General features: G+C 36.5%; 17 protein-coding genes. All 17 read right to left on the bottom strand.

All coding sequences use genetic code 11. The features are described from left to right. Positions 1-90 precede the first annotated feature (90 nt). A complete protein-coding gene (gene rpiB, locus KQI76_RS06740; protein ID WP_216399560.1) occupies positions 91-531 on the bottom strand; it encodes a ribose 5-phosphate isomerase B in 441 nt (146 codons plus the stop codon). Between the two features lie 77 nt (positions 532-608). Further along, positions 609-1,199 carry a low molecular weight protein arginine phosphatase gene (locus KQI76_RS06735; RefSeq protein ID WP_216399559.1) on the bottom strand — a complete coding sequence of 197 codons (591 nt, stop codon included), beginning with the start codon at positions 1,197-1,199 and terminating at the stop codon, positions 609-611. Between the two features lie 86 nt (positions 1,200-1,285). Then, complete coding sequence (locus KQI76_RS06730) at positions 1,286-1,831, bottom strand: manganese efflux pump MntP (RefSeq protein ID WP_216399558.1); 546 nt, start codon at positions 1,829-1,831, stop codon at positions 1,286-1,288. Between the two features lie 70 nt (positions 1,832-1,901). Continuing rightward, positions 1,902-2,927: an L-threonylcarbamoyladenylate synthase gene (locus tag KQI76_RS06725; RefSeq protein ID WP_216399557.1), complete on the bottom strand. Its 1,026-nt coding sequence runs from the start codon at positions 2,925-2,927 to the stop codon at positions 1,902-1,904. A 264-nt stretch (positions 2,928-3,191) separates the two neighbouring features. Further along, complete coding sequence (locus KQI76_RS06720) at positions 3,192-3,557, bottom strand: hypothetical protein (RefSeq protein ID WP_216399556.1); 366 nt, start codon at positions 3,555-3,557, stop codon at positions 3,192-3,194. A 66-nt stretch (positions 3,558-3,623) separates the two neighbouring features. After that, the gene (gene spoIIR / locus KQI76_RS06715; RefSeq protein ID WP_216399555.1) at positions 3,624-4,211 is read right to left on the bottom strand and encodes a stage II sporulation protein R; all 588 of its coding nucleotides are present in this window, start codon (positions 4,209-4,211) and stop codon (positions 3,624-3,626) included. A gap of 45 nt (positions 4,212-4,256) precedes the next feature. Then, positions 4,257-5,108, bottom strand: coding sequence for a peptide chain release factor N(5)-glutamine methyltransferase (gene prmC, locus KQI76_RS06710; RefSeq protein ID WP_216399554.1), 852 nt, complete (start codon positions 5,106-5,108; stop codon positions 4,257-4,259). 1 nt (position 5,109) lies between these two features. After that, on the bottom strand, positions 5,110-6,180 hold the full coding sequence (gene prfA, locus KQI76_RS06705; RefSeq protein WP_216399553.1) for a peptide chain release factor 1: 1,071 nt from the start codon (positions 6,178-6,180) through the stop codon (positions 5,110-5,112). 167 nt (positions 6,181-6,347) lie between these two features. Continuing rightward, entirely contained in the window at positions 6,348-6,962 is a 615-nt protein-coding gene (locus tag KQI76_RS06700; RefSeq protein ID WP_371817663.1) for a thymidine kinase, read from the bottom strand. Between the two features lie 520 nt (positions 6,963-7,482). Continuing rightward, positions 7,483-7,728: a type B 50S ribosomal protein L31 gene (locus KQI76_RS06695; protein ID WP_216399552.1), complete on the bottom strand. Its 246-nt coding sequence runs from the start codon at positions 7,726-7,728 to the stop codon at positions 7,483-7,485. A 772-nt stretch (positions 7,729-8,500) separates the two neighbouring features. After that, the gene (locus KQI76_RS06690; protein WP_216399551.1) at positions 8,501-9,466 is read right to left on the bottom strand and encodes a nuclease-related domain-containing protein; all 966 of its coding nucleotides are present in this window, start codon (positions 9,464-9,466) and stop codon (positions 8,501-8,503) included. Between the two features lie 148 nt (positions 9,467-9,614). Beyond that, positions 9,615-10,886, bottom strand: coding sequence for a transcription termination factor Rho (rho, locus tag KQI76_RS06685; protein ID WP_216399550.1), 1,272 nt, complete (start codon positions 10,884-10,886; stop codon positions 9,615-9,617). Positions 10,887-11,156: 270 nt separating this feature from the next. After that, a complete protein-coding gene (locus KQI76_RS06680) occupies positions 11,157-12,440 on the bottom strand; it encodes a UDP-N-acetylglucosamine 1-carboxyvinyltransferase (protein ID WP_216399549.1) in 1,284 nt (427 codons plus the stop codon). Between the two features lie 489 nt (positions 12,441-12,929). Then, on the bottom strand, positions 12,930-13,784 hold the full coding sequence (gene fba, locus KQI76_RS06675; RefSeq protein WP_216399548.1) for a class II fructose-1,6-bisphosphate aldolase: 855 nt from the start codon (positions 13,782-13,784) through the stop codon (positions 12,930-12,932). 246 nt (positions 13,785-14,030) lie between these two features. Then, positions 14,031-14,393 (bottom strand): response regulator, encoded by a 363-nt coding sequence (locus KQI76_RS06670; protein WP_216399547.1) that lies wholly within the window; start codon positions 14,391-14,393, stop codon positions 14,031-14,033. A 680-nt stretch (positions 14,394-15,073) separates the two neighbouring features. Next, complete coding sequence (locus tag KQI76_RS06665) at positions 15,074-16,669, bottom strand: CTP synthase (protein WP_216399546.1); 1,596 nt, start codon at positions 16,667-16,669, stop codon at positions 15,074-15,076. A gap of 400 nt (positions 16,670-17,069) precedes the next feature. After that, complete coding sequence (rpoE, locus tag KQI76_RS06660; protein WP_216399545.1) at positions 17,070-17,621, bottom strand: DNA-directed RNA polymerase subunit delta; 552 nt, start codon at positions 17,619-17,621, stop codon at positions 17,070-17,072. Positions 17,622-17,858 lie beyond the last annotated feature (237 nt).

The following is a 17,858-nucleotide window of genomic DNA, read 5'->3' as shown; positions in this document are numbered from 1 at the left end:
GAAGAAGAATTTCTTAGCGATTTTCTTCATCTTTATCCCAAAAAAGTATACCCATCATTAATCAACAATTAATTGAGCATCAATCACCGCTTATTTATCTTCATAATCACGAATTTTATTAATTCGTCGTTCGTGGCGGCCACCTTCAAAGTCACTGTTAATCCATGTTTTTACGATTTCCTTAGCTAGGTCGACACCAATTACTCGCGCACCCATTGCCAACATATTTGAATCATTATGTTCACGGGTTACACGCGCTGTATACACATCATGCACGAGTGCACAACGAATCCCTTTTACCTTATTGGCAGAAATCGACATCCCAACGCCTGTCCCACAGATGAGAATCCCACGATCATACTCACCTTTGGCAACTTTTTCAGCAGCTGGAATACCGTAATCAGAATAATCAACAGAATCTGCACAATTACTCCCGATATTCTCAACTGTAACATCTAAGTCTGCTAAAAAGTCTTCGATTTCTTTTGCTAATTGATAGCCACCATGATCTGCTGCAATTACAACTCTCATGAATCTATCCACTCCTCATCATTTATCATTTCTTCTATTGTATCTATTTTACCACTGAATGAACAGTTAATTTCGCATTATTCCGTCAATTTTTTTATTAAAGCATCGATGGCTTGGGAAATTTCCGTAAGTGTTTTTTGGTACGCTTCTTGATCTAGGCCAAATGGGTCGGGGATATCAAGATTGGGTAACTTTCGCTCAAGTCGATGGATTTCATCTAGTTCTTCTTGAAAAAAATCACCTTGTTCTTGCTCTGTTAATTTACCTCCGTGTTTTTCAATCACTCGGCTACGCTTTTCTTCTAAGTTTAAATGAGCTTGTTTGAGGGCATGCCAAGTCTCATCAATATCATCACTAACATATTCCTTTAACGTATATATCTTCCCATGGGCTTGAGTAAATTGAGATACAACTGTGTATTTATGTTGATTTGTCATTGTTAAAATTAAATCTGCCCATTCTACTAAAGTATTTGTTAACGGTTGTGAGCTTCCATTAAAGTGGATATGCTTTGATTTTAGGGCAGCGATAGCTTTTTCATTTGTTGGCGTTCCTGGTTGTGCAAAAATGCCTGCTGACTTAACTTGGTAATCTGATTTGTCTTGAAGTATTGCTTCTGCCATTGGACTTCTGCATGTATTGCCAGTGCAGATAAATAGTACCTTCATTTTTCCTCCCCTTTGAGTGGTTTTTTTATTACGTAAATAATAACACAAGGGAAAAATTGTACCAAATTATCTGACAGACTGATGGGCTAAAAAATAGTCATTAAACCAAGTAGACAAAGTATTGTCCCGCCAATCCAATCGAGCGAACGATCAAAATTGCCTTGCACCTTTTTCCCAATTAACAGACTAACCCATGACATCGCGGTTGAAATACCACCAAATAAGAGGATGGTTATAATCGTTAAAAATCCAGACATACCTAAACTAATCCCGATTGGAAAGCTGTCTAAACTAACGGAAAGGGCAAGCATAATAATTGAAGTGAGGTTGATCATCTTCGGTGGCGTTGAACGGATCACTTCAGAAAAAGTTTGAAAAATCATATGTGCACCCAAACCGAATAAAAGAATACCACTAGCTAATTCGGTTAAATTGGTAATCCAGCCAACTAACAAAGTACCGACTAATAAGCCCAATAATGGCATAAGCATGTGGAAAAAACCGATCCAAAGACCGATTGAAGCAATTTTTTTTAAGCGTAGCGGTTGTAAGCCAATTCCTAAACAAACAGAAAAAGCATCGAGAGCTACTACAAAAGCAAGAATGAGAGGAGTAACGACTGAATCTAGCATAAATATCCCCCTTTGATGGACGAGCTAATTCAGTCTATGCTTCATTAGACAAAAAAATAACAGGGTTAACTCACCTGTCATTTTCTGCTTTCTCAATATGAATGGCTGCTTTTTTTAATCGATTCATTATCGCTTGTCCTATCCCTTCTTCAGGAAAGACTTCTGCTAAAATCAGATCCACTTCTGTCTTCTTAAATGTTCTTAAAGTCTGATATAGTTGACCAGCAATTGTTGATAAATTCGTAATTGTCCCACACACTTGTATTTGATCAGCTGACAAGTGGCTCGCTAGTTCTTCACTTACAAGCAACCCAACAGCTTTACCTTCGGCTTGGTATTGATCAATTTTAGATTGAAAAAATTCTGCATTTCCATCAATTAAAATTAAAGGAACATCTGGTTGATAGTGATTATATTTCATACCAGGTGATTTAGGTTTATCATTTTCAATCATAGATTGCTCGATTGGATAGCCAAGGACTAACTCAATGTCATCCTTTGTTATACCTCCAGGGCGCATTATCCGTGGTACTTCACCTGTACAATCAACAACAGTTGATTCTAAACCTACTCCAGTTGTCCCACCATCCAAAATAGCAGCAATTTTTCCATTTAAATCTTGAAAAACATGAATTGCACTAGTTGGACTAGGTTTACCTGATAGATTAGCACTTGGAGCAGCAATTGGTAAGTTAGCGGTACGAATTAATTCTTGGGCAGCTGGATGATCAGGGATTCGAATGCCAACAGAGTCTAAACCGGCAGTCACATTATTAGCTATTTTACCATTGCTCGGCAAGATAATTGTTAATGGTCCCGGCATAAAAGCTTCAATCAATAGATTGGCGTACTTAGGAATTTCCTTTACATAATGTTTAATTTGATCTTTATCAGCAACATGAACAATTAAAGGATTATCTGAAGGTCGTCCTTTAGCTTCGAAAATTTTAGCGACTGCTTCAGGATTAGAAGCATCAGCGCCTAGACCATATACAGTTTCAGTTGGAAAGGCGACAACTTCCCCTGCCTGAATCTGTTTAGCTAATTGTTCAACAGCTTGCTCATCCCAAATTAAAAATTGCGTTTGTTTTGACATTAGCTAATCCCTCCTCTGCTATTTATTTTGCTAATCACTTGTTTATCCACAATTTATCAACAGGTTAATTTTGTCTCTTGATTATTTTAGCGATTTTTTTTCATTTACACAAGTAAATTATTGGATATCCTCTTTTAAAAGCTGAAGGATTAAGAAAAAGTATTTATTCAAAAAAAGCGAATATATCAATGATTTCAGTCGATTCGTTTTTATATCCAATTCATTCCATATAATAATTGTTTGTCTAAAAAAGCAACATTTGAATTAAGGATAAGGATAGCCATAGGTATGATGTGCTTCTGACCATCGTTTAAATCCTAGCCAATTTAATAATTCAACTAAAGACTCTTGATCTGTTTCAATTAATAAATGGTCAACATCTTCTTTTTCAACTAACTCTAGTATGTGATAAAAGACTTCAATTATTTGCTCAGAGTGGTCAGGTTTACAAATGACGAATTTGTCTAACTTCATTAAATTTTGGCCGACATTTTTTAAATTAATAAAACCTATAATCTCTTGATTATCTTTGATTAAGTAGGTTGAACTATCTGTTTGGTCAGTTTTAATCAGATGATTAAAAGGTAGGTTTGATAGATCCTCTTCTAGCTTTAATTGTGATAGCAACAATCGCATCGCTTCCTCTCATAGATTTTTAATATAGTCTATGAAAGCTAGACACTTGCTATGATAGATTTATCGAAACCATCTGAGAAAAAAGAAGGAAACCTTTGGTGTTTCTTCTTCACTTTCTAATTCCTCATCTTGATTATCGTCTGTCACCGTTGTTCCCGAGGAAAAGTCTAGAAAACACAAAGGTGGGAATAAAACGCACCACCAGTTTGAGCCTTTTCCTTCACCTAAAGTAATTAAAATGGCCTCATATTCCCCCGCTGGGTATACATATCGATCATATAGTTTGGCAGGAAATTGTACCTGCTCATCATATTCAACTTGATATTCTAACTTCTGGTCATGCTCTTCCAAAGTTTGAGCAACAATCGCTTCAATCTCAGGCAGGTTCTTTTGAATTAGCGTTCTTGCTTGTTCAATATCTGTTAGATCTGCTACCCATTCACTTATCTCTTGATTAACCGCATCACGGACAGCGTGTTTAATTGCTTGATCAGCTTGATCGTCACTCTCAGCTAAAATACGTAATCTTATTGCCTCGTCTGGAATCACCTGATAATGTTCTTGCTCAACAGGAACAGACGATTGACTCATTAACAATAACATGGCTATGATTTGGATTAATCGAATCACTGCTAGTTCCCCTCTCATGAACTCTTGATAAATTCAGTATCACCAAGAAGGGAATCTTTTAAACTAGCATTTTGCAAAAACGATCCGATCTTTTTTGTTAATATCTTTAATAATTTCGACTCTACATTGTGGAAAAGCCGTTTGAATAAGTTCGCTGACAGCCAAGCCTTGTTGATAACCTATTTCAAATGCAAGATATCCACCTGTTACTAACAATGATTTCGCTTCTTGGATAATCTGTTGGTATGCGGCTAATCCGTCATTATCAGCAAAGAGCGCAAGTTCCGGGTCAAAGTTTTTCACAGTATCTGATAGTAGGTCTTGTTCTCCCCAGGCAATGTAGGGTGGATTTGAAACGATCAAATCAAAACGCTTATCAGAGCCAAGCCATTTTTGCAAAAAGTCACTTTGATGAAATTCAATGTCAGCCTGCCATTTTTCTGCATTATAGCGGGCGATAGTTAGTGCTTGATCTGATATATCACTTGCCTCTATAGTTAAACTTGGATCCTCTAACTTAAGGGTGATCGGGATCACACCACTCCCTGTCCCGATATCAATTATATTTAGAGGCCGTGGTAAATCTTTTGTCCGCTTTAAAATCAGTTGGACAAGTTCTTCTGTTTCTGGGCGCGGAATAAGCACATCTTTGTTTACAGTAAATTCTCGGCCATAAAAATACTCAACACCGGTTAAATGTTGAACAGGTTTCCCTGTTTCCGCATGTATTTTTAAGTCTGCTTGAAATTTGGCTAATGTTGCTTGATCAATGGGGGTTCGAAGGTTCATCAATAATTCTGTTTTTGAAAAACCAGTATGATGTAGCAAGAGGATCTCGGCTACTTTTTGTTCTCGATTGGATCTTTTTAAAAAAAGAGAAGCCCCATTGAGGACTTCCTGAATCGTTTTATCCATATTAATCACCTATATGTTCCATCTTATGCGCTTGTTCTTCCATAATCAGTGCATCAATAATTTCTTCAAGTTTACCTTCAAGAATTTGATCTAGCTTTTGAATGGTCAAACCAATTCGGTGATCTGTCACTCGGTTTTGGGGAAAATTATAGGTTCTAATTCTTTCTGAGCGATCACCTGTACCGACAGCGGATTTACGGTTTTGATCATATTCAGCTTGTGCTTCCTGTTGATACATATCATAAATTCGAGCACGGAGGATCTTCATCGCTTTTTCTTTATTTTTAATTTGTGATTTTTCATCTTGCATTGAAACTACAATTCCTGTCGGCTCGTGTGTTAGACGGACTGCTGACATAGTCGTGTTTACGCTTTGTCCACCTGGGCCACTTGAAGCAAATGTATCAACTCGAATATCTTTTTCATTGATATCAACTTCTACGTCTTCTGCCTCTGGTAAGGCGACTACTGTTGCAGTTGAAGTATGAATTCGGCCACCTGACTCTGTTTCAGGAACACGTTGGACGCGGTGGGCACCATTTTCATATTTTAACTTTGAGTATGCACCTCGACCATTAATCATAAAAATAATTTCTTTATAGCCACCTACGCCTGTTGAGTTAGCTTCCATGACATCAATTTTCCAACCCTCTGCTTCTGCAAAGCGATGATACATTCGAAATAAATCACCGGCAAATAGTGCAGCTTCATCTCCACCAGCAGCACCGCGAATTTCCATAATAACGTTTTTATCATCATTTGGATCTTTTGGTAGTAGGAGAATTTTTAATCTTTCTTCAAGTTCGGGAATTTGTGGTTCTAGCTCTTCTATCTCCAATTGAACCATTTCCTTCATTTCTGGATCTGATTCTTCTTCAAGCATTTCCTGTGCCTCGTTTAGTTGTTTACTGATCTCTTTATATTGACGATAGACTTGAACAATTTCTGTTAAATCAGATTGTTCTTTTGAATATTCGCGCAGTTTATTTGGATCGCTAATTACTTCTGGATCGCTTAAAAGTTCATTTAACTTTTCATAACGTTCTTCTAATGTAACTAATTTATCAAGCATGAGATTCACCTCTTTTTTATTCAAATCATTACAATTAATTATATAACAGTAGGAATAAGCACGTCAAAGTCGTTTGGTCAATAAGGTTTCTCTATTTTTTAAACTTAAAAAAAGGCAACTGATGACTAGCTATTTTAAATGGACAGCCAAATATCAGTTGCTTGTTATTATTTGGTGATTTTTTTTATCTTGTATTTAGATTCCGGTTGATTGGGTACTTGATGACAATGGCGACAGCGAGGTTCATAAGATTCTGAAGCCCCCACTAGAATGATCGGCTCATCATATGAAGCGGGTTCCCCATTTATCAGACGTTGTGTTCGACTTGCTGGTGAACCACATCTTGGACAGATAGCATTTAATTTTGTCACTGATTCACTAATTGCCATTAGCTGCGGTACAACACCAAATGGTTCGCCTCTAAAGTTTGTATCAAGTCCAGCAACAATCACTCGAAAGCCTTGATCGGCTAATTGACTGATTGTATCAATTATTTCTTCATCAAAAAATTGAACCTCATCAATACCAATTACATCTAAATCTGCATCAATCTTATCAATAATTTCTGACACAGCAGTTACTGGATGTGCTTTAATCGTATTCCCATTATGAGAAACGACTGTCTCCTCTGAATAACGATTATCAATTGCTGGCTTAAATACACAGACTTTCAAGTTTCCATATTGGGCACGCCGAATTCGGCGGATTAATTCCTCAGATTTCCCTGAAAACATACTCCCACAAATGAGTTCAATCCAGCCATTTTGCTTCATTATCTGCACGAAGTCGCCCTCCTTTATTATATTGGTCTTTTTTATCACAGTGCAACTGTCAGCAAGACCCCACCTCAAGCATTCGAAGGAAAGTAAGCATTGCAAGTGGAAGATCAACTGACAGTAAGGGTCTGATTAGTTCAAGGGTTTTTAGATCATCCCCTTGTGGGACTAACAAATGTTTTTGGTGGGATGGGTAACCGTAAATCACTTCGATGGGACGGGTAACAGCAAGTCTCTTTGGTGGGGCGAGTAATCGCAAGTCTCTTTGGTGGGGCGAGTAATCGCAGCCCCAGCCCCAGTCCCAGTTAGCGGTGGATGAGAGAAGGCAGATTAAACCCACCACATCCTGTAGGCCCCCAACTGACTCAAGTTTAACTTTATTTGGTCAGTGAAATTCATACATTTATTTTTCGTTAAAAAAACAGGCTTTATATAATATTTATCGCCTGTTTAACTTCTAATGTTAGTTAAGACAGCCACTCCAAATTTCGGAATGGCTGTCACAAAGTTAACTCGTCATACACACTTAGTTAAGTTTATATTTTTTCTTAAAGCGATCCACACGTCCGCCAGCTTTATCAGCTTTTTGTTTACCAGTGTAGAATGGATGAGACTCTGAACTGATCTCAACACGGATTAATGGATAAGTGTTTCCATCTTCCCATTCAATCGTTTCGTCAGAAGTCTTTGTTGATCCACTTAAGAATTTGTAATCAGAACTAGTATCAAGAAAAACAACTTTTTGATATTGTGGATGAATGTCCTTTTTCATGTCTTTCCAACTCCTTTTGCCCTGAATCTTTGCGAAACAGAGTTAATTTTGGCTAGCTTACAACAGCGGGTTAAACTGCTCCAAACTGCACTTTTACATACTTAAAGATTATAACAATTAAGTAGAAGCAATGCAATAGCTTGTCATAAAATTATTAAGTCATGAGAATAAATGATTTGGGTTGAGAGCATTTTGCTGAAGTTGAGAGCAATTCACCAAACTTGAGAGCATTTCAAGAAAGTTGAGAGCAAATCATCGAACTTGAGAGCATTTCTACAAACTTGAGAGCAATTCACCAAACTTGAGAGCATTTTGCAAAAGTTGAGAGCATTTCACCAAACTTGAGAGCATTTTGCAAAAGTTGAGAGCAATTCTGCAAACTTGAGAGCATTTTGCGAAAGTTGAGAGCAATTCTACAAACTTGAGAGCATTTTGCGAAAGTTGAGAGTAATTCTACAAACTTGAGAGCATTTTGCAAAAGTTGAGAGCAATTCTGCAAACTTGGGAGCATTTTGCGAAAGTTGAGAGCAATTCTACAAACTTGAGAGCATTTTGCGAAAGTTGAGAGCAATTCTACAAACTTGAGAGCATTTTGCGAAAGTTGAGAGCAATTCACCAAACTTGAGAGCATTTCGTGAAAGTTGAGAGCAATTCACCAAACTTGAGAGCATTTCGCAAAAGTTGAGAGCAATTCTGCAAACTTGAGAGCATTTCACAAAAGTTGAGAGCAAATCTCTAAACTTGAGAGCATTTCACAAAACTTGAGGGCACATTATTTTGGGTTGTCTATTAATGAGGATAGATCATAATGAATTGCTTTCTTTCCAACTTGTTTTACAAGCGGGAATTGGGATATCAGTCGATATGATAAATCTTTATTGGTAATGTTCAACCACCATCGGGCTTGAGAGTTGTTTATTGTTGGTTTAAATAAAAGTGCGTATTCTCTCAATGCTTGAATATGAGCTAGTGGATCTGATTTTTGACATATTGGGCAGGTCCATGTAGCAAATTTTCGTTGGGTAAAAGTTTTTTTACATGTTGGGCAAATAACTCCTGGTATGAGGTCAGCTTTATTAATCTGGTATTCCTCAATGATATTCGTTTGAAGGGGTTCATGAAGTTTTGTTAGGAGTTTATTGGATTGGTTTAATTCGTAATTATTGAAGGAGGCTTGATGTTGTGCTGAGAGAGAATCATTGATGTAAAACGGAATATCTTGGGCTATCATAACATCTGGTGATGTGATTGATTGGTCGAGTTGTACGGTGTTATGTGAAAAAGCAACGAGTGGGATGATTGGTATTGTTGGAAAACCGTGTTTTTTTAGAACGTAGCTAAGTTGCCTTTTTTGAATTTCTACTTGGATTCTTGGATTGTCAAATGCCACTGTTGTTTGATTATACTGCTGTAAATATTGGCCATGTTTATTTTGTGATATATAGCCTTTCCGATTTTTCGCTTCAATGATGAATATAGCTGTGAGTGTAGCAATCAAGTGGTCGATTTGTGTATAGAAGGTGCTTCCTTTGAATCGGAGTCCGGTGATGTGGTAGCCTTTCTTCACCTGGATAAATTCGAAGTAGTAACGTACATTTTTTTCACCTAGGTAACCTGATAGGTCTTGCCCTAATTGTTGCTTGAGTTTTTGATAGTGTGGGTGACTTTTCTTAAGACGGGGCACTAATGCTTCGTATTGAAGTAGTTGGTTCGTTTTCTGTACAGACTGATATTTCATTAGCAAACTTCCTTTCTATTTTTTTCTATATTATAGCTTGTCCATCAAACAAAAGACAATAGTCTGCTAAGCATTCAAGAATCACCCATATCATAAAATATTAAAAAACCCTCAACCCAAATCTAGTGGGTCGAGAGCTGATCATGCCTTATTTTTTACGTTTGATTTCCTCGCTAAGTTGTTCGAAAAATTCATCATTTGTTTTAGTCGACCGAATTTTCCTTAAGAAACGCTCGACAAAATCCGGTGAATCCTGGAAACCCTTTCTGATTGACCAAACGATATCTAACTTATCTTTTGGCATTAGAAGTTCTTCTTTTCGAGTACCTGAGCGTTGGAGATCTAGAGCTGGGAAGATGCGGCGTTGGGCGAGTTGGCGATCAAGATGAAGCTCCATATTACCAGTTCCTTTAAATTCTTCATAAATAACATCGTCCATTCTAGAACCTGTTTCAATCAGGGCTGTAGCAAGAATTGTAAAGCTTCCGCCCTCCTCGATATTTCGAGCTGCACCGAAGAAGCGTTTCGGACGGTGAAAGGCTGCCGGATCAATCCCACCGGATAAGGTTCTTCCACTTGGCGGGATCACTAAGTTATAAGCTCTTGCCAATCGGGTAATACTATCCATTAATACAACGACATCTTTCTTTTGTTCAACTAAACGCATTGCTCTTTCTAGGACAAGTTCCGATACTTTAATATGATTCTCTGGAACCTCATCAAAAGTCGAGCTAACAACATCGACGTCTGGATGAACGTGACGCTCAATATCGGTTACTTCTTCTGGCCGTTCATCTACTAATAAAATGATTAATTTTACATCGGGATGATTTTTGGTAATGCTGTTGGCGATCTCAGTTAAGAGCATTGTTTTTCCTGCTTTTGGAGGTGCAACAATTAAACCACGTTGACCGAAACCAACCGGTGTCGCAATATCCATAATTCGCGTTGAAATGTTTGTTGGTTCAGCCTCAAGCTTCATCATTCGATTTGGATAAAGTGGGGTTAAGGCAGGGAAGTGCACTCGCTCTTTAGCTAATTCAGGGTTTTCATTATTCACTGCGTCAACATGAAGCAAGCCATAATAACGTTCGTTTTCCTTAGGTGGGCGTACTTTTCCAGATACCTTGTCCCCATTTCTTAAATCAAAACGCCTAATTTGCGAAGCAGAAATATATATGTCTTCAGCACTAGGGGAATAATTAATTGGTCTAAGGAAGCCAAACCCTTCTGATGGAATAATTTCTAGTACACCATCCATAAATAAATAGCCGCTCTTCTCAGCTTGTGCCTTTAAAATAGAAAAAATAAGTTCGCGCTTCGTTAATTTTGCATAATAAGACACCTTAAATTCTCTCGCTTTGGCATAGAGATCTTTTAGGGTTAATTCCTCTAATTGTGAAATTGTTACTTCGGACACGTAGTCATCACACCTATTCTATTGATTTATTTTATACTTTTGAAAATTGGGATTTAGTTCGTCGGAAGATCGTTTATGAGTGTATTTTCCAGAAGTACGTAGCAGGTAATCTCATCGTACCCCTTTTTTGAAAAAAATTCAACTTATTTGTGGAATTTAATATAAAATTGAGTATTATTTTTCAATAATTATGAGGCTTCTAGTATATTTGCTCCTGATATAAAAAAATCGATGCGGGCACATTTCCTTACTTGTGTCCGCATCAATCAATTAACTTTGGGTTTGAGCTATTTCTTCCTCAGTCATCTCTTCTTTCCATATCTTTGCACCGAGCTGAGCTAATTTCGATGTTATTTGCTCATAACCACGCTCGATATGTTCTATTCCAGTAATTTCTGTAATCCCATCAGCCATCAGACCTGCAATAATTAAAGCTGCACCTGCACGTAAATCTGTTGCACGTACTTTAGCACCTTGAAGCTTGCTCGGTCCATAAATAATTGCACTTGATCCTTCCAATTTAATTTCAGCATTCATTCGTCTAAGCTCATCAATATGTTTGAATCTCGCTGTATAAATGGTATCAGTTACAATGGATGTTCCTTCTGATTGTGTTAATAAGGCAGTAAATGGTTGTTGTAAATCGGTTGGAAAACCTGGATGAACAAGTGTTTTAATATCTACAGCTGTCGTCTTATCTGAACGTCTCACACGTAGATGTTCCTCACCTTCTTCAATGTCAGCTCCCATTTCACGAAGCTTAGCCAATAAAGGTTCCAAATGCTGTGGAATGACGTTATCAATTAAAACATCGTCCCCTTGTGCAGCCGCCATAATCGTATAGGTTCCCGCTTCAATGCGATCAGGGATAATCGTATGTGTACATCCTGACAGTTTATCTACCCCTTCTATTCGGATCACATCAGTACCTGCCCCTTTAATGTTCGCTCCCATACTTGTTAGTAATGTGGCTACATCAATAATTTCCGGTTCGCGCGCTGCATTCTCAATCACTGTTTTTCCTTTTGCTCTAACAGCAGCTAGCATAATATTAATTGTTGCGCCAACACTTACAACATCGAGATAGATTCTTGCTCCTGTTAACTCTTCAGCACGTAAATAAATAGCTCCCTGCTCATTTGTCACCTCTGCACCCAATGCCTCAAAACCTTTAATATGTTGATCAATTGGACGTGGGCCAATATGACATCCGCCGGGTAAACCAATAACAGCACGTTTAAAACGCCCAAGCATGGCCCCCATAAAATAATAAGATGCTCTTAGTTTCTTTACTTTTCCGTTCGGTAGTGGCATGGATGTCATTTTCGTTGGATCAATATGTACAGTACTTTGTCGACGTTCAACTGTACCACCAATCTCTTCAAGTAATTCACCCAAAATCGCTACGTCAGAAATATCCGGTAGTCCTTCTATGATCACTTCTGAATCAGCTAAAATCGTTGCCGGTAACAAAGCAACAGCACTATTTTTTGCTCCACCTATTTTTACAGTTCCTTTTAAACGTGTACCACCTTCGACAAATAATTTTTGCATTTTTAATTTCCTCACTTCTTAATGATTGTCGTCTATTCTCATTTAATATAGTTTATACGTTCTTCTTGCTTTAATGCGTTATTTAATTGTAACTTCTCTTATCCCAATTTGATTACTCTATCCAATTGGTTACGAACTTTTTTATTAAACAAACAAATACTATTGTTTGTTCGTAGTATCATTATACAAATAAATTCTCTTTCTATCTACTCTAAAAATAAAACATAAGTAATATGAGGGTTTTACCAGATGAGTTCAGTCATTAGACTTTTTTATAAAGGTGTTATATCTGATCTAACTCAGAATATATGTAGCAGATGAGTGCTTTTAGATAGTGGAATCCAAACGGAATAGACGTTAAATTTAAAATGGAGTTGCTACAAAAGTAATACACTTTTACAACAACTCCATATTCAATCATTTACTTCAAACGAGCTAAAAGTTCATTTAGCATCGATAAAAATTCAACTTAATTATCAAAAAGCCTGATTAAGCTTTATTAGAAGAACCAAATTCACGCATTTTACCAATGACTGTATCTTTAATGGCATCACGAGATGGTCCAAGGTATTTACGTGGGTCGATCATATCTGGATTTGCTGCTAATACTTCACGAACCACTTTTGTTTGTTGAATTTGATTTTCAGTATTTACATTAATTTTGGCTGTTCCCAAAGAAATTGCTTTTTGAATATCTTTTAATGGAATACCAGTTCCACCATGAAGTACTAATGGTAAACCAGTTTCAGCACCGATTTCTTCCATTTCTTTAAAACCTAGGTTTGGTTCACCTTTGTAAGGACCATGAACAGAACCAAGTGCTGGAGCTAATGTATCGATTCCAGTAAGTGTTACAAGTTCTTTACATTCTTTAGGATCTGCATAAATAATTGAGCCTGAAACATCATCTTCTTGACCACCAACAGTTCCAAGTTCAGCTTCTACAGATACGCCGTGTAAGTGAGCAAGTTCAACTACTTTAGAAGTTGTTGCAACATTTTCCTCAAATGGATCGTGTGATGCATCAATCATAACTGATGTGAATCCAGCTTGAATTGCTTTCGCACATTCATCAAAGCTTGAACCATGGTCTAAGTGAATAGCAATTGGTACAGTTGTTCCTTGTGCTTCGATAACTGCTTTAACCATTGCTACAACTACACCATAACCACCCATGTAGCGTGCTGCTCCTTCAGAAACTCCGAGGATAGCTGGAGATTTTTCATCTTCAGCAGCTTGTAAAATAGCTTGGACATATTCTAAATTATTAATATTAAATTGTCCAACCGCATAACCACCTGCTTTTGCATCTTGTAGCATTTTTGTCATTGATACTAATGCCATGAATAGTTCCTCCTTAAGATATAAAAAAATTAAGTATAAGTATAAAGCTTGTTCAAAAATGAACACACTCATATAACCAGTCAATTTTTTTATTTGATTGGATACGTTAATAGCATACCAATTTCGATGAAGAGGTGCAAGATAACTTATCATTTGTAAGCGATTACGATTAATTTATTTTTAAAATGTCTAAAATATTTAATAAATACAAACATAAAAAGTAATATAATGTAAAATTAAGGCTTATTATCCTTGTAATAAATAGTTTATTTGTTCCTTCGCTTTAACGATGTCAAATGGTTTGGAAAAATAATCTTTTACTGATTGAAGTTCTGCTGTTACTTCTTTTACTTCCTCTATTAAACCACTCATCACAATTGTGGGGATTAAATATCCTTTACTTTCAAGCTCTTTTATTATTTCTGCACCATTTTTAATTGGCAATTGATAATCGACAATGATTAAATCAGGTTCTCCTCGCTCAATTTCTGCAAATGCTTGAATACCATTTTCGCAGCTCCTAACTCGGTAACCTTCACTTCGGATAATTTCTTCTAATAAAAACCGAATTCCTCGTTGATCATCAACGATTAATACTTTTTTATTCATTTTTATCCCCCATTTAAAAAGTTGTTTTACTTTTTCAGGTTGTATTCATGCATAATCGAAAACGATAGATTTGTTATTTTTTGCTCTTAATTTATATCCTTACAATGAATTTATCAAAATTGACTAGCTGTGTCGTCTATGCGATACAGCATTATATTTTAAGTTAACTGGATAAGGTTTCCATCCATTTAACCTGCCTAACTGGACACATACTCCTCATCAAATGAAGATTTACTCTTTTCCTTGATTTTTTTCATAGCTAAAAACAGTGATTTCCATACTTCTTGCCCGCTCAATTCAAACTACTTTATGACATTAATCCTTCTAATTGAACAGACAATTTTAACAAATTTAGACACTGTCTATAATATATTCTAACTTAAATTAAGATTATCCTTCAATTCTTTATATTATTTCGAAAAATAAAAAGTGATGAACCATTTTTAGGGATGGATTCATCACTTTTTTTGTAAAATACTTTTTCGCCCTTAACTGGACCTGATTGCTAAATTCAGTTTCTTAGATTATTGAAGTCCATTGACTTCTAAAGTGTTCAGCGGGAATAGCACCCACAGAATATAGCTTTACTTTACCAGAAAACTTTAAGCTTTATAATAAGTGAACAAATGATGACAAATTATTTTTCACTTTTAGATAATCCTTAGCTCATATTGTTAATCTTATTGGACAATTGCACCAATAAAGCTTGAAAACAATTGATGTGGTCTAGTTGGACGAGACTTAAATTCAGGATGGAATTGAGTCGCGACAAACCATGGGTGATCTGCCAACTCAATGACTTCAACTAGCTTGCCGTCTGGGGCAATCCCTGAAAAAACAAGTCCTTTTGCTTCTAATGCTTCACGATAATCATTATTGAACTCATAACGGTGACGATGGCGCTCATGAATGATCTCTTCATTAGCGTATGCCTCTTTTACCTTTGAACCATCTTTTAATTGACATGGATAAAGGCCTAAACGGAATGTGCCATCTACTTGTTCAAGATCTTTTTTATCTGCGAATAAATCAATAATTGGTTCCGATGAGTTTGGATCAATTTCAGTTGAATGAGCGTTAGGTAAATGAAGAACATTTCTAGCAAATTCAATGGCTGCAAGTTGCATTCCTAAACAAATTCCTAGGAATGGAACCTTCTCTTCCCTGGCATAACGAATTGCGCTAATCTTCCCTTCAATTCCTCGGTCACCAAAACCACCTGGAACGACAATCCCATCAACATCAGATAGGTATTCATTTGCATTTTCATCTGTAATCTCTTCCGAATTAATCCATTTAACCTCAACATCTACATCATGTGGATAGCCTGCATGTTTCAAGGCTTCTACAACAGAAATGTAGGCATCTGGTAATTCAATATATTTCCCTACTAAACCAATTGTAGTTTTTTTGGATAAATTCTTAACTGTTTCAGCTAATTGTTCCCATTCTTTCATATCTGGTTGAGGGCAATCTAAACCTAAATGATCACATGTAATTTGGTCAAGACCTTGTGAATGTAAAGATAAAGGAATATGATAAATTGTTTCAACATCTGTTGATTCGATAACGTTTTTCTCTTCAATATCACAAAATAGTGCGATTTTTTCCTTCATTTCCTTGCTAACTGGCATTTCAGAACGTAATGTAATCACATCTGGTTGGATACCGAGCGAACGTAATTCCTTTACACTGTGTTGTGTTGGTTTTGTTTTTAACTCACCAGCCGCTTTAATATAAGGGACGAGTGTTGTGTGGATATACATCACATTTTCTTTACCAATTTCATTTTTTATTTGACGAATTGCTTCTAAAAATGGAAGGGATTCAATGTCGCCAACCGTTCCACCAATTTCCGTAATCACAACATCTGCATGACTATGTTCAGCTGATTGGAATACCTTTTTCTTAATTTCATTCGTTATATGCGGGATAACTTGTACCGTCGCCCCATTGTAATCACCACGACGTTCTTTTTTGATCACAGTTGAATAAATTTTACCTGTTGTAATATTTGAGTACTTAGATAAGTTTATATCAATGAATCGTTCATAATGTCCAAGGTCTAAATCTGTTTCCGCACCATCATCTGTTACGAAAACTTCGCCATGTTGAAAGGGACTCATTGTACCTGGATCAACGTTGATATAAGGATCAAATTTTTGAATCGTTACATTTAAACCACGATTTTTCAATAAACGTCCTAATGATGCTGCTACAATCCCTTTTCCTATTGATGAGACGACCCCACCAGTTACAAATATATATTTTGCCACGATTTAACCCGCTCCCTTTTACTTAAAATATTTGTCCAATCTAAACAGTTTGTAAGTCTCTACCTCAAAAAATTAAAAAATGATAACAAATGATAACAAACAGATGACATCGAGTAAAGATTCGATTGGATTAGCTAGCATTCAATGGGTACAAAAACATTCACTGAATGAAGCTTGTCTTTAATCATCTGCTTATAGATTCTCCAAGTGTGACCTCACTTATGTTAATTGTTTGGTTACTCCACTCGTAGTAAAAATACAAAAGCGCCCCCCTATAATAGGGGGACGCATTAATAATAATTTTTTTGGAGAGCCCAAATAAAATATTACGCATTGCGTTAAAAAAAGTCAAGCTGTTAATTTATTTTTTCGGACGCAATTTTAAAAAAATCATTCTCTCTTACTTACGATCAAATTCGTCCTCGTCTTCTTCCTCTTCTTCGTCGTCTAACTCATCTTCATCTTCATAATCTTCTTCATCATAGTCTTCTTCATCTATGAGATCATCATTAAGTGTGATCATATCTTCATCTTCTTCATCATCATTTTTATAAGCAACATCGACTAAATCTAAAGGAACTTCTGTTAGATCATCATCTTGATCATCAATTGATGGCTCTAACTCCTCTTTCGTTACTTTCTTCTTCTTTTTACGTTTTTTTGGTGTAGTTTCAACTGTAATCACTTCATCAATTTGATCAACTGAATACCATTTTTTAAGCCCCCATTCTCCTGAGCCTAGGGTTAAAAAACGTCCATCTAAATTAAGATCTGTGTAAAATTGCGCTAAATACTCTTCTTTTTCCGCCTGAGAAAAACCTTTCATTTCAGAAACTCGGTCATAAATTTCTCTATAATTTAAGGCCTTCTTATGATCCTCCAAAACAAGTATTGCTAATTCAATCATTGAGTTTTCTTGTAAATCTTCACGGTTTATATTTGCTAGAGTCACCGTTTCTGCACTCCCTTTTTCTGATTATTATGCTGACTTTTCATGAACCTTTTTAAATAACATGACTTCATCATTTGTACATTATATGAGTATGCTATGCAAAATGCAATATTTCTTATAAAGTGAAACTTCATTCAGTGGGGTTAGGTCTACATGATCTAGGTCATGCAGACATTACCACAGGACCTGGTGGATTAAGCTACCTTCCCCATCCCCACTGAATGGGACTGGGACTGC

Source organism: Amphibacillus sp. MSJ-3 (assembly GCF_018919165.1).
Lineage (GTDB): Bacteria > Bacillota > Bacilli > Bacillales > Amphibacillaceae > Amphibacillus.
The sequence above is the reverse complement of the archived record's forward strand: the minus strand, read 5'-3'. Positions and strand labels throughout refer to the sequence as shown.